The sequence below is a fragment of the Erwinia persicina genome (assembly GCF_014838825.1).
Classification (GTDB): domain Bacteria; phylum Pseudomonadota; class Gammaproteobacteria; order Enterobacterales; family Enterobacteriaceae; genus Erwinia; species Erwinia persicina_A.
In genome coordinates, this window is the sequence record NZ_JACYMO010000003.1 from 254,247 (window position 1) to 267,200 (window position 12,954).

Sequence of the window (12,954 nt, forward strand, 5' to 3'; positions counted from 1 at the left end):
TAGAATGAAATATAAAGATTTATTTAATGTAATCGTTATCATTCCCGGCCAGTTAGCACGTTGTTACACGCGTAAAAAAGGGCACCCGAAGGTGCCCTGATGCAACCGGCTGAAAATTACTTCAGGCCGGCGGCGTCACGCAGCAGTGCCGCTTTGTCGGTTTTTTCCCACGGGAAATGTTCGCGACCAAAGTGACCGTAAGCGGCGGTTTCGCGGTAGATCGGATGCAGCAGATCCAGCATCTGGATCAGGCCGTAAGGGCGCAGGTCAAAGAACTCGCGCACCAGTAGCGTCAGCTGTTCAGTAGAGATTTTTTCCGTACCGAAGGTTTCCACCATGATGGAGGTCGGTTCAGCCACACCGATGGCGTAGGAGACCTGAATTTCACAGCGGTCAGCCAGGCCGGCAGCCACGATGTTCTTCGCCACATAGCGTGCCGCATAGGCCGCTGAACGGTCGACTTTTGATGGATCTTTACCTGAGAACGCCCCGCCGCCGTGACGGGCCATGCCGCCGTAGGTATCGACGATAATTTTACGTCCGGTCAGGCCGCAGTCGCCCATCGGGCCGCCGATGACAAAACGACCGGTCGGGTTGATGTGATATTTGGTGCTGGCGTTGATCCACTCTGTCGGCAGAACCGGCTTGATGATCTCTTCCATCACCGCTTCCTGCAGATCTTTCTGCGAGATATCTTCCGAGTGCTGAGTCGACAGCACCACCGCGTCAATACCGACGATTTTACCGTTGTCGTACTGGAAGGTGATCTGGCTTTTCGCATCCGGGCGCAGCCATGGCAGGCTGCCACTTTTACGCACTTCAGCCTGACGCTGTACCAGACGGTGTGCGTAAGTGATTGGCGCAGGCATCAGCACGTCGGTTTCATTGGTAGCATAGCCAAACATCAGGCCCTGGTCGCCTGCGCCCTGTTCCAGCGGATCGGTGCGGTCAACGCCCTGATTGATGTCAGGGGACTGCTTGCCGATGGCACTCAGTACGGCGCAGGAATTGGCATCAAAGCCCATATCGGAATGAACATAACCGATATCACGCACGGTCTGACGAGTGATCTCTTCGATATCAACCCATGCGCTGGTGGTGATTTCACCGCCGACCAGCACCATACCGGTCTTCACATAGGTTTCACAGGCCACACGCGCTTTCGGATCCTGCTCGAGGATGGCATCGAGCACAGCATCAGAAATCTGGTCGGCGATTTTATCAGGATGTCCTTCTGATACGGACTCGGATGTAAAAAGGTGTTTAGCCATTTTATTCTTTACCTTGACTCTAACGGGTTGAAAATCGACTGCATAGCGTGAAGACTGGGAACCAGCCTGGAAACTCAGACTTGACGCCCCCCACAGGCAAAGCCATGAGCAGTAATACAGGACGCTTGGAAGTTAACCAGTATAGACGGATTAACTTCTGGACGTCTATTTTAGGTTACTCAATAAGCGGATTGCCAGCGTTTTTTGCTCAATAAAGTTTTAAGTAATGTAAAGAGTGGCAAATTATCCTGACAGAGAGCCCATTCAGCACATTTAGATTTTGCATTTACCCCTTCCGGGCTGTATAAAACGCCGCTGCCCGTTGTTGTTCTCTCCCGGTGCAGCAGATGCCTGTCAGTGACGAACCCTTTCGTGCTGGCCTTCACCCTCAGTCTCAGGTTTTCCATACGCCACTGCGGTGTGTGTGGAGGTGATAGCAGTAATGAACCATGATGTCGTTTCATCCGGTCAGTTACGCCATTCGGGCGTGTTCAGTTTCCCCTCATTTATCACGACTCCTTGCCCTTTGAGCCGAAGCGATTGCTGCGTTGGTCATAATCCCGACACCTGCGGCGGTTAAGCTTTCTATACTCACAGCGGTGCTCTCAGATTATCCTGAGAGTGGTCCTTATTACTTCTCTGACCCGTTACCCGGAGTCCGCGACGTGTCTTACAATGTTATACTTAAGAATCCGCGCTTAATGGCCTTTCAAGCTCCAGGGCTGAAAATACCGGCGGGGAATGGGTTATTGCTGCAGGGGACGCCTGTAGCGGATTGCTGTTTTGCATCATTACAACTTGAGGTTCGCGATGTCTGACGACATGAAGACAATTAAGGGTTCGTCAGCAGGCGAACAGGGTGTACTACGCTCCATGCAGGAGGTCGCCATGAGCGATCAGGATGCCAGCAAAATGCTGCGTACCTATAACATCGCCTGGTGGGGTAATAACTACTATGACGTCAACGAGCTGGGCCACATCAGTGTCTGCCCCGATCCGGATGTACCGGAAGCCCGCGTTGACCTCGCCAAACTGGTTAAAGAGCGCGAGGCCGAAGGCCAGCGTCTGCCAGCCCTGTTCTGCTTCCCACAGATTTTACAGCACCGCCTGCGCTCGATTAACGCCGCCTTTAAACGCGCGCGTGAATCCTATGGCTATCGCGGTGATTACTTCCTGGTTTACCCGATTAAGGTTAACCAGCATAAGCGCGTGATCGAGTCGCTGATTAACTCCGGCGAACCGCTGGGCCTGGAGGCGGGCTCTAAAGCCGAGCTGATGGCCGTACTGGCTCACGCAGGTATGACCCGCTCGGTGATTGTCTGTAACGGCTATAAAGACCGTGAATATATCCGCCTTGCGCTGATTGGCGAGAAGATGGGCCACAAGGTCTATCTGGTGCTGGAAAAAATGACCGAAGTGAAGCTGGTACTTGAAGAAGCGGAGCGCCTGAATGTGGTGCCGCGTCTGGGTATTCGCGCGCGTCTGGCCTCCCAGGGTTCCGGCAAATGGCAGTCAAGCGGCGGTGAAAAGTCGAAGTTTGGTCTGTCAGCCACTCAGGTGCTGAAGCTGGTGGAGATCATGCGTGAAGCAGGCCGGATGGAAAGCCTGCAGCTGCTGCATTTTCACCTGGGTTCACAGATGGCTAACATTCGCGATATCGCCACCGGCGTACGCGAATCGGCGCGGTTCTATGTTGAACTGGCGAAGCTGGGCGTAAATATTCAGTGCTTCGACGTGGGCGGTGGGCTTGGCGTTGACTACGAAGGCACGCGCTCGCAGAGCGACTGCTCGGTCAACTACGGGCTTAACGAGTACGCCAACAACGTCATCTGGGCGATTGGTGATGCCTGCGATGAGCACGATCTGCCGCACCCGACGGTGATTACTGAGTCGGGCCGGGCCGTTACTGCGCACCATACGGTGCTGGTGTCCAATATTATCGGGGTGGAGCGCAATGAGTTCAGCGAGCCTCAGCCGCCGCTGGAAGACTCCCCGCGTCCGATTGTCAGCATGTGGGACACCTGGCAGGAAATGCACGAACCGAGCAACCGACGTTCGCTGCGCGAATGGCTGCATGACAGCCAGATGGACCTGTTTGATATTCACACCGGCTACTCGCAGGGTACCTATGACCTGACGCAGCGTGCGTGGGCAGAACAGCTTTATCTGAGTATCTGTCACTATATTCAGCAGCACCTTGACCCGAGCAATCGCGCACACCGCCCGATCATCGACGAACTGCAGGAGCGCATGGCGGATAAGATTTACGTCAACTTCTCGCTGTTCCAGTCGATGCCGGATGCGTGGGGTATCGATCAGCTGTTCCCGGTGATGCCGCTGGAAGGCCTGAATCAGGTGCCGGAGCGTCGTGCGGTACTGCTGGATATTACCTGTGATTCTGACGGCACTATCGACCACTATATTGACGGTGACGGCATTGCCACCACCATGCCGATGCCTGAATACGATATCGATAACCCACCGATGCTCGGCTTCTTTATGGTGGGGGCGTACCAGGAGATCCTGGGTAACATGCATAACCTGTTCGGCGATACCGAAGCGGTTGACGTGTTTGCCTTCCCTGACGGCAGCGTGGAAGTCCAGCTTTCTGATGAAGGCGATACCGTCGCCGATATGCTGGAGTACGTGCAGCTGAATCCGGCAGAGTTGCTGACCCACTTCCGTAACCAGATCAAACAGAGCGATCTGGATGAAGAGCTGCGCGCGCAGTTCCTGGAAGAGTTTGAAGCAGGCCTGTATGGCTACACTTATCTGGAAGACGAATAATCTTCCGGTGATAACGGGGCCATCCGGCCCCATCATCAGGCATTCTTCATCAGGCATCGTTTGCCTGAACGTTGAGGAATCAGATATGGGTTTACTGGATGGGGTGCTCAAGAGTGCGCTGGCCGGCAAACTGGGCACCGATACTCAGCAGGCTTCTGACCTGCTGGCCCAGTTCCTGCGGCAGTTTGTGGATGGCATTTCACCGCAGGGTGAAGTGAAAAAAGACCTCCCGGCCAGCTCAGCGGATCTGGGTAAGCTTTGTTGACGGTATTTTTAAACGTTAACTCAGCCTGAGCCATTACGACTGAATCCCCCTTGTTGGTTTAGCCGCAAAGGGGATTTTTTTCGAGATGAAAAGGGCTTTAGCGTGTTATCCCTCTTTATCTTTTTAGGGTTTATCAGCCAACTTTTTACTGTCCGGAAACATCTCTGCAATGCGCAATGTATAAACCATGGTGGCATTGGGCGGCACGTTGGGCGGGTAGCCTTTATCGCCGTATGCCAGATGCGGGGGAACCACCAGGGTCATTGAGCCATGATTATGAAGTTTTGTAATCGCTTCCTTAAATACTGGTGGGAATGCGGCAACCGGCTGGGACAGCGTCGCTCCGCTGGCTTCCATATCCTGAATAACGGTGCCATCGGTCAGCATCTCTTTTACCACTACGTCAACGCTTGCCCCCTCCACCAGTGGCGTATCACCGGCATAATCAATGCGGTACCAGAAGCCGCTATCAGCCTGTTTCGCGTTTTTCAGCGTTTTAAAATGTTGCAGATAGTCGGTACCGCTTTTGCTCTCACGGGTGATGGTCGCTGCACGGGCCTGGGTGACTTCATTCTCGGCTTCGCTCAGGGCGGTATTGAGTACTTCTTCGCTCAGTCGACTTTTACCGGCAAAGGTATCGACGATGCCGCTCAGGATCAGCTGCTTATCTGTCTCAACCCCCCAGCGCTGGCGCTCCGCCTGCATTTGTAATATCTCTTCCCCTAAGGATATCCCTGCGGCGTAATCCTGTTTTGATTTTTCGCTGTTCAGACTTTCAGGCGTTATTTCCGCCAGTTGCTTTGAGCGTGAAGTCTCCAGTGCGGCTTGTAACCCGGCAATCTGTTTCGCATGTTCGGCCTGCAGCGCAGATTTTTGCTGTTCCGACTCGCGCAGAGACTGGGATTTCATGTCGGTCAGCTGTAACTTCAGCTGACTGTTTTGCGCTTGCAGCAGGGTCATCTGTTCACCCAGTTGTTTCGCTCGTTGCAACAACATGGCCTTTTCCTGGTTGGCCTGCTTGATTCTGTTCACCGCTTCTGTTTCGTCCGCAGTTCTGCCCAGCGCATGGCGGATATTTTTCGCAAAGAGACTTAATGCCGTCAAATCAACAGGAGCCAATTTTTTATCCGCCTGCATCGCTTCAAACTGTTTAATCTTTCCTTGCAGAGCGGCAATAGTCGATTTCAGGTCGGCGATGGTCGCCCGTTGCTGCATCAACTCCGTATCTTTTATCTTCCATGCTCCCGGCCGGGCCGGGGGGAGTTTACCCGCCGGCGCCACAGCAGATTTTGCAGGAGAGGTCGTGCTATTTTCTGCCCTGCCGGGCCGTTTTTCTGAATGGTTACCGTCAGGAACCTCACGTTCCTGATATTGTTGGGCAAACTGTAACAGGGCCGGAATGTGATTATCCGGCTCAGCATGCGCCTGAACGATCGACAGCGGCAGACTGCTTAATCCCAGTGAAGCGATGATCAATGAAGTCAGCTTCATTTAACCGACTCTCCCTGTGCCGCCAGCGCCACCATCACTGCCTGATCGACCTGAGAACAGAGTTTGTTGACCTTGTAGCGATACAACGCATCGACGGTATCCCGCGTCTCCGTTTTAATTTTTGCGCGAACGTCGGAATATTGTGCGGCACCTTTCATCAGCAGATCAAAGTTCTGTTTATAATTATCAAACTGTTTCTGCTCAACATTGTGCAGAGCGCTCAGGGTCTGCTGGCACTGTTTCAGGTGCAGAGTTTCGACTTCTGCCGCAGTAGCCGCAGCTTTTTCTTTAACTTGCGTTGTATTTTCCGCGTCTACCCTGTTCTGGCAACCGGATAAAACCATTGCCAGAGCCATCAAGTTTAACCCTGTGATCCTGTATAAATTCATTATTACCCTATCCTTGTTTAATTGTTTTTCGGCTAATTTATGCGATGTGGATGCAGATGACTTACTGCGCCTCGGCCATGGAATTACCGATAAACCATTCGTAAAGCTCAGTGCTTTTTGTCATGTTAAGAATGTTCATTGCGTTACGTTTATGGCAGCTGACCGTTTTATTGCTGATATGAAGGATATCCGCAACTTTCTTTGAGCACATACCGCAGGAAAGCAAATAGAGCACCTGTTCCTGGCGCAAGGTCAGGGCTTTTTCACACATTGCAATACTGTCTTCCGGGTGCTTGTCATAATTATTATTTAAAGCGTCTTCAATGATTTTTTGCAGAATTTTCTGGTCCTGATGGCGATAAAAAATAAACGGAAAATTTTGTAATGCCAGCCAGTGTTTTTGCTGAGACATAATTAAAATCAGCTTGCCTCTGTACAACGAACCCTTCATTAATGCTGAAGGTAAGGGGCACTCTGAAGAGTTAGATGCCCAAAATATCAGATCTGCCAGAGGATAATCTTGCGGAGAAGACAGAATAGCAATCGGTATTTCCCTCTCGCTGAAATAGCGTTCAATACAGGTTTTCAGCCCCATAGAGAACAGGTTGTTTGAGTCAACAATCAGTATCTTAATTACGCCATCCATTTTTTACTGCCTCCTGTTATTTAATGCTTTACCTGAAATCGTGGGTCGTCAGGGAACAGGGTGTCAGCCTCTTCCCGTAATTGTTTAAACTTTTCATCCTGGCGGAAAGCCAGGATCGACACCAGCGTTCCATAGACATTGCGATCTATTCTGGTCAACAGATAATTTTCTGCCCAGTGTTGATATTCATCTAAAATTTTCTGGTCGCGGGTTTGATTGAAAAGTAATAACTGGTGCTGCTGCTTATCGTAATGCCAGCGCTGCTGATTAACCCACCGGTCGTAATACATCGCCCGCTCAGCCGGGCTAATCGCCGAAAACTGGCTGCGCTCAAACTGTGTGAGCGCGAAATTTCCATACAGGCCAAAGAAGAAAGCAACCAGAGCCGCCAGCGAAAGAATCACCATAATGCTTTTCACTGCGATAGCGGTGATACGTGCGCAGCAAGAGGCGCGTCTTCCCTGGTTCAAATGACAACCCAACAGGGCTGATAATATTAAAAACAGCATCCAGTGAGGGGTTGAAGAGATAAAAGGATATTCCGTCTGAGTGTGTAGCAGGATTGGCAGCAAGCTGGCCATTAACCCCAGACTGATAAATCCCCGTTCCCGGCTAATGCCCCGTGTGCCGTTGTACTCTCGCCATACGCGCCTGAAAACGGTGGCTCCGGCACCAATAAGCACCAGCAGGCCCAGCAGTGCTGGCACACCGCCTTCTGCCCACCACAGTAAAATCTCATTATGTGGATGGCGGACAACCCCCAGGCCCAGCGTTGATAGCTGCTGTGCAGCGCGAAAATGCTGGAAACTGTACTCAAATCCGCCATAGCCCCAGCCAGAAAGCGGCTTCTGGCCGATCATACTGAGTGTTTCCTGCAGCATGATCCGGCGTGCATGGTTGGACTCGGTATGTGCGACCGGCTGAACCGTGCCGCTGACCTGCAGCATAATGGCCCAGGCGATGCCCGCAGCAATCAGTGTGGCTGCCAGCCAGACGCGCTTTTTCGCCAGCGGGAAACCCATAATCAGTAACAGCAGACAGGTGATGCCGCCGCCCAGCCAGCCAATCCGCGACTGGAGTAGAACCAGTACCAGGCTGAATAACATCAGCAGAGTGGCTGACAACAGATCCCCTGTTTTTGAGCCGATTTTTGCCTTGTTTTCTTCACTCAGTAAAAACCGCATTAAGGTTAAAGCCAGCCCGGTGGCGATAAAACTCGCCAGCAGATTAACCTGCTGAAAGACACCATAAGGGCGATGGCCGGATATCGGATAATTAAAAATAGCCGGGATCCACTGCGGGGCGAATAGCTGACATAACGCAATCCCCGCCTGAAGTGCAGTCGCAAAAATGATGGCAGTGACCACCCATCGCCAATAGTCAAAGAACGGACGGTAGCGCATCAGCGAAATGCAAAATATCACCCCTGCCAGTAATCCAGCCCAGCGGGATAAACCGACTTCCAGCCACGGATCGCGCGTGTAAAACAGCGGAACCGCCAGCATACATACACCCAGTAAAATCAGGCGTGTGGTGGGGCCTGGGTGTGCCATGCTTCCGGCGGAAAGCACGATCCCTGTTATGGCAGTGATTGCCGCCAGCATAGCCCAGCTCACAATATTCATGGGTAGTTTCAATCCCGTGCCCCCCATATTGGGTAAGTAAACGGGCAGCACGGCGACCAGCCATAAGATGATAAGCATTATGGGAAAATAACAGATGAAAGAAGAGAGATGACGCAACGGTTTTTTTACACGTTGGGTTATGCACTTACTGGAAAAATATGTGATTACCATCTTCGTAAGACATCCTGCCTCTGTTCTCAACTCACCCTTCCATTGATCACGAAAAGCGCTCATTAGTTAAGCAAAAAAAAGTAATATTTGAATTATTGTATCGCAATAGGTCTTGTTTGTGGTGTAAAAATTACATATATGAAAAATAACAGCATGTTAGTCTGTGGTGTTGTCATTTTTGTGTGTTTTGCTCTGTTGCTGTTACATTTTCCCTGGTTGCTCAATTAAATATTGCGAAGTTATTCTTCTATTATATTTTGGCTTTGAATTAGTTGGTTAGTTTGCAATAATGTTTTCCGACGAAATGTGTTGAGAGTATTCTTATTGGTAATAATTTGATAAGAATTAAACATGTTTTCTCCTTACGGCGTTTAATGCGTTTTTATAGTGTTGATGCAGGAAGTTATTTCTTCTTCATCGGAAAGCTTTTATACAAAGTCATTTAAAGGAATATAGAATGAAACTGAACAAAATTGTTCTGGGTTTAACCTTAGCTATGGGTATTACTTCTTTCGCTCATGCAGCTGACGTGGTTGACCAGGGGCACGGTACTGTAACCTTCACCGGTTCTATCGTGGATGCGCCTTGTTCAATTGACCCGGAAAGTATTGATCAGACCGTTAATCTGGGCCAGGTGTCCAATGTAGCATTAACGGCAAATGGTAATAAAGGGATCTCTACTCCGAAGAATTTTGAAATTAAGCTGGAAAAATGCAACATCGCTGATAAGGGCAAAGCAGTTACCGCGACCTTTACCGGCGCTGAAGGTAACACCGCAGGTATGCTGGGCATGACCGGTACCGCTAAGGGTGCCAGCATCGCCATGACCGACGGTTCTGGTAAAGTGCTGGAACTGGGCAAAGCCACGACCGCTCAGTCACTGCAGAACGGTAACAACACTCTGTCATTCGCCGCTTACCTGCAGGGTGACGGTGCTTCAAGCGGTATTGTCCCGGGTGATTTCAAAAGCGTGACCAACTTTACCCTGTCTTACCAGTAATTAAGTTATTACGCATGCATGTGGTTTATCCACATGCATTTTTTACCCGCAATCAGCGTTGAGCCGAACGATGTGCAGAAAAATAACCGCCTGCATTTTGCTCCAGGCAATGAGCCTTGCTGCTGCCAGTTCTGTCGCCGCCAGCCAGCCACAGGGATGGGGCCGTGTCGGGATGTTCGGGGCGATTATTGAAACGGCCTGTGCGATAGACACTCTCAGCCGCGATCAGACTATTGATATGGGGCTGTTACCCGTCAGTCAGATTGCCCGAAATGGACAAAGCGTTAACCACCCGTTTTCAATTCAACTGGTGAACTGCATTTTGAGCAAAAACGATAAGAATTTGCCTCAATGGCAGCATTTTCAGATCACCTTTGACGGTCATCGCGATGACCAGGCTTTTAGCATAGCAGGTGATGCGCAGGGGATTGCCCTGCAAATAGCTGACAGCAGTGGCAATATTGCCACCCCGGGGAAGCCATTACCGTTGGCCGAACTGACGACAAATAATATGTTATTAAATTACTCTCTACGCTTAGTGAGTAATAACCGGTTACTACGCGCCGGGGAATACTATTCCACGGTGAAGTTCAAAATGGATTATTACTAATCTGTACCAGTCGTCTAATCAAAGTTAGATTAAGTGCTCTGCTGGATTTTAAATAACTTAGCGCGTATTCATTATTGAAATAATGGAAGTGGCACCTGACGGAATATTATAAAAGGTCTGAAGATAATGGCGTTATCTTACTTTAAGGCATTGCCTTCGCGTCCGCGCGTTTTGGGATTAATCATCAGTTATCTTATCAGCGGGGCGGCCATTGACGTTCATGCTGAGGAGTTTTCTTTTAATACCGACGTACTGGACGTAAACGACCGTAGCAATTTCGATTTAAATCAGTTCTCGCGCAGCGGCTATATCATGCCGGGCGATTACGTGATGTCTATCCATATTAATAAGCAAGAGCTGCAAGAGCAGCCTGTGACCTATGTTGTTCCGGAAAACGATCCGAAAGGAAGTGAACCCTGTATCACCCGCGAGATGGTCGAACAGTTTGGCCTGAAAGACGAGATGAACAGCAAGCTCAGCTGGTGGCATGACCATCAGTGTCTGTTGCTTAACAGCCTGCCGGGAATGAGCGCCAAAGGTGATTTGGGTGCGGCGGTGCTGAACCTCGGCATCCCGCAGGCGTATCTGGAATACAGCTCCGGCGACTGGGATCCGCCTTCACGCTGGGATAACGGTATCCCGGGGATCCTGCTGGATTACAACCTGAATGCTCAGACTCAGCGGCAGATGAAAAATGGCGGCCAGAACGCCAGCCTGAGTGGCAATGGCACCCTGGGGGCGAATATGGGGGCGTGGCGTCTGCGTGCCGACTGGCAGACCCGCTATGACCGTCAGAGTCAGGGGGTTAAAAACAACTGGGAGTGGAGCCGCTATTACGCTTACCGGGCGATCCCGCGCTGGGGGGCCTCACTGACCGTGGGTGAAAACTACCTCAACTCGGATATTTTCGACAGCTTCCGCTTTATCGGGGCCAGCCTGGCTAGTGATGACAGCATGTTGCCGCCTAACCTGCGCGGCTATGCGCCCGAAGTGACCGGGGTGGCGAGAACCAACGCTAAAGTGATTATCAGCCAGCAGGGGCGGGTTATCCAGGAAACCCAGGTCGCGTCCGGGCCATTCCGCATTCAGGATCTGAACGATGCGGTTACCGGCCAGCTTGACGTGCGGGTAGAAGAGCAGGATGGCAGCGTACAGGAATTCAAAATTGATACCGCCAGCGTGCCCTATCTGACCCGCCCTGGCATGGTGCGTTACAAGGTGGCCACCGGGCGTCCGAATGACTGGCAGCACCGCACTAATGGCCCGCTGTTCACTACCGGTGAGTTCTCCTGGGGGATCAGTAACGGCTGGTCGCTGTACGGTGGCGGCGTAGCGGGTGGGGATTATAACGCCCTGGCCGTGGGGCTGGGCCGTGACCTGTTGATGCTCGGGGCGCTGTCACTGGATGCCACCCAGTCGCGCGCCCGCCTGCCGGATGAGGATAACACTCTGTCGGGCGGGTCGTATCGTCTGAGCTATTCAAAACGCTTTGATGACTACGACAGCCAGGTGACTTTCGCCGGTTATCGCTTCTCGCAGCAGAACTATATGAGCATGAGCGAGTATCTGGATGCGCGAACATACGGTACCCGTTCGCAGAACAGTAAGGAGATGTACACCATCACCTTCAGCCAGCAACTGCGCCAGCTGGACCTCAGTGCTTATCTGAACTACAGCCATCAGACCTACTGGGATCGCCCGGCTAACGATCGCTACAACCTGACCCTGTCACGCTATTTCGATATGGGGCGCTTTAAAAACATCAGTCTGTCGCTGACCGGCTATCGCAATAAATATAACGGCACTAACGATGACGGCATGTATCTGTCGCTGTCGCTGCCGTGGGGCAGTACCGGGTCGATTGGTTACAGCAACAGCTACAGCCGTAACCAGAATTCGCATCAGGTGAACTATTTCGATCGTATCGGCAACAGCGATAGCTATCAGATCAGTAGCGGCGTTACTAATAGCGGCGCCAGCGCCAGCGGCAGTTACACCCATCAGGGAGATCTTGCCCAGATCAATACCAACGCCAGCTATCAGGAAGGTCGTTACTCCTCCGTCAGTCTGGGGCTGCAGGGCGGCGCCACCGCCACGATGAAAGGCGCGGCGCTGCACCGCAGCGGCAGCTCAGGCGGTACCCGCATGATGATTGATACCGACGGTGTGGCGGAGATTCCGCTGCAGGGCTACGGCGCCAATACCCGCTCGAACCACTTTGGCAAAGCGGTGGTCACCGATGTGGGCAGCTATTACCGCAACCGCATCAGCATCGACCTTAATCATCTGCCGGATAACGCCGAAGCGGTGAGTTCGGTGGTGCAGGCCACCCTGACCGAAGGGGCGATTGGCTACCGGCGCTTTGAGGTTATTTCCGGCGAGAAAGCGATGGCGGTGATCCGCCTGGCGGATGGTTCGGTGCCGCCGTTTGGGGCCACGGTGCTGAACAGCAAGAAGCAGAATGTCGGCATCGTCGGTGACGAAGGCAGCGTTTACCTCAGCGGTATCAGGCCCGATGAGCGGATGAAGGTGAACTGGGGCGGCAAAGCGCAGTGCCAGTTAGAGCTACCCAAAACGTTAGCCATTAATGACCAGGCCAATTTACTGCTTCCCTGCCACGCGCTGAGCGAAGCAAACCCCGAATAGTGAGTCGGGACGCGCAGGTCAGCGCGCGGCCCGCTAAAACAGACCTTTAACGA

General features: G+C 51.9%; 10 protein-coding genes. 5 read left to right on the top strand and 5 right to left on the bottom strand.

The genetic code is table 11. The annotated features are described in order from the left end of the window. Positions 1-116: 116 nt before the first annotated feature. Entirely contained in the window at positions 117-1,271 is a 1,155-nt protein-coding gene (metK, locus tag IFU29_RS10340; RefSeq protein WP_191933862.1) for a methionine adenosyltransferase, read from the bottom strand. Positions 1,272-2,081: 810 nt separating this feature from the next. Here metK and speA point away from each other — a divergent pair. Continuing rightward, entirely contained in the window at positions 2,082-4,058 is a 1,977-nt protein-coding gene (speA, locus tag IFU29_RS10345; RefSeq protein WP_072277432.1) for a biosynthetic arginine decarboxylase, read from the top strand. A gap of 85 nt (positions 4,059-4,143) precedes the next feature. Further along, the gene (locus tag IFU29_RS10350; RefSeq protein ID WP_191933863.1) at positions 4,144-4,323 is read left to right on the top strand and encodes a hypothetical protein; all 180 of its coding nucleotides are present in this window, start codon (positions 4,144-4,146) and stop codon (positions 4,321-4,323) included. Positions 4,324-4,446: 123 nt separating this feature from the next. Here IFU29_RS10350 and IFU29_RS10355 read toward each other — a convergent pair whose 3' ends face one another. The 4 genes from IFU29_RS10355 to IFU29_RS10370 all read right to left on the bottom strand — a co-directional run bounded on the left by IFU29_RS10355 (position 4,447) and on the right by IFU29_RS10370 (position 8,474). Beyond that, on the bottom strand, positions 4,447-5,814 hold the full coding sequence (locus tag IFU29_RS10355; RefSeq protein WP_191933864.1) for an FKBP-type peptidyl-prolyl cis-trans isomerase N-terminal domain-containing protein: 1,368 nt from the start codon (positions 5,812-5,814) through the stop codon (positions 4,447-4,449). Next, positions 5,811-6,170, bottom strand: coding sequence for a hypothetical protein (locus IFU29_RS10360; RefSeq protein ID WP_191933865.1), 360 nt, complete (start codon positions 6,168-6,170; stop codon positions 5,811-5,813). The genes IFU29_RS10355 and IFU29_RS10360 overlap by 4 nt, the downstream gene beginning before the upstream one ends. 94 nt (positions 6,171-6,264) lie before the next feature. Beyond that, entirely contained in the window at positions 6,265-6,849 is a 585-nt protein-coding gene (locus IFU29_RS10365) for a helix-turn-helix domain-containing protein (protein ID WP_191933866.1), read from the bottom strand. Positions 6,850-6,869: 20 nt separating this feature from the next. Next, entirely contained in the window at positions 6,870-8,474 is a 1,605-nt protein-coding gene (locus IFU29_RS10370; RefSeq protein ID WP_191933867.1) for a PglL family O-oligosaccharyltransferase, read from the bottom strand. A 628-nt stretch (positions 8,475-9,102) separates the two neighbouring features. Between IFU29_RS10370 and IFU29_RS10375 the strand changes: the two genes are divergently transcribed. The 3 genes from IFU29_RS10375 (at position 9,103) to IFU29_RS10385 (ending at position 12,901) form a co-directional block, all read left to right on the top strand. After that, positions 9,103-9,645 carry a fimbrial protein gene (locus tag IFU29_RS10375; RefSeq protein ID WP_191933868.1) on the top strand — a complete coding sequence of 181 codons (543 nt, stop codon included), beginning with the start codon at positions 9,103-9,105 and terminating at the stop codon, positions 9,643-9,645. Positions 9,646-9,754: 109 nt separating this feature from the next. Continuing rightward, on the top strand, positions 9,755-10,255 hold the full coding sequence (locus IFU29_RS10380) for a fimbrial protein (RefSeq protein ID WP_244633677.1): 501 nt from the start codon (positions 9,755-9,757) through the stop codon (positions 10,253-10,255). 126 nt (positions 10,256-10,381) lie between these two features. Next, complete coding sequence (locus tag IFU29_RS10385) at positions 10,382-12,901, top strand: outer membrane usher protein (protein ID WP_191933870.1); 2,520 nt, start codon at positions 10,382-10,384, stop codon at positions 12,899-12,901. Positions 12,902-12,954 lie beyond the last annotated feature (53 nt).

What these genes read in the sequence shown, in the direction of transcription:
- metK (WP_191933862.1), bottom strand. Translation starts at nt 1,271, where the DNA reads ATGGCTAAACACCTTTTTACATCCGAGTCCGTATCAGAAGGACATCCT.
- speA (WP_072277432.1), top strand. Translation starts at nt 2,082, where the DNA reads ATGTCTGACGACATGAAGACAATTAAGGGTTCGTCAGCAGGCGAACAG.
- IFU29_RS10350 (WP_191933863.1), top strand. Translation starts at nt 4,144, where the DNA reads ATGGGTTTACTGGATGGGGTGCTCAAGAGTGCGCTGGCCGGCAAACTG.
- IFU29_RS10355 (WP_191933864.1), bottom strand. Translation starts at nt 5,814, where the DNA reads ATGAAGCTGACTTCATTGATCATCGCTTCACTGGGATTAAGCAGTCTG.
- IFU29_RS10360 (WP_191933865.1), bottom strand. Translation starts at nt 6,170, where the DNA reads ATGGCTCTGGCAATGGTTTTATCCGGTTGCCAGAACAGGGTAGACGCG.
- IFU29_RS10365 (WP_191933866.1), bottom strand. Translation starts at nt 6,849, where the DNA reads ATGGATGGCGTAATTAAGATACTGATTGTTGACTCAAACAACCTGTTC.
- IFU29_RS10370 (WP_191933867.1), bottom strand. Translation starts at nt 8,474, where the DNA reads ATGAATATTGTGAGCTGGGCTATGCTGGCGGCAATCACTGCCATAACA.
- IFU29_RS10375 (WP_191933868.1), top strand. Translation starts at nt 9,103, where the DNA reads ATGAAACTGAACAAAATTGTTCTGGGTTTAACCTTAGCTATGGGTATT.
- IFU29_RS10380 (WP_244633677.1), top strand. Translation starts at nt 9,755, where the DNA reads ATGAGCCTTGCTGCTGCCAGTTCTGTCGCCGCCAGCCAGCCACAGGGA.
- IFU29_RS10385 (WP_191933870.1), top strand. Translation starts at nt 10,382, where the DNA reads ATGGCGTTATCTTACTTTAAGGCATTGCCTTCGCGTCCGCGCGTTTTG.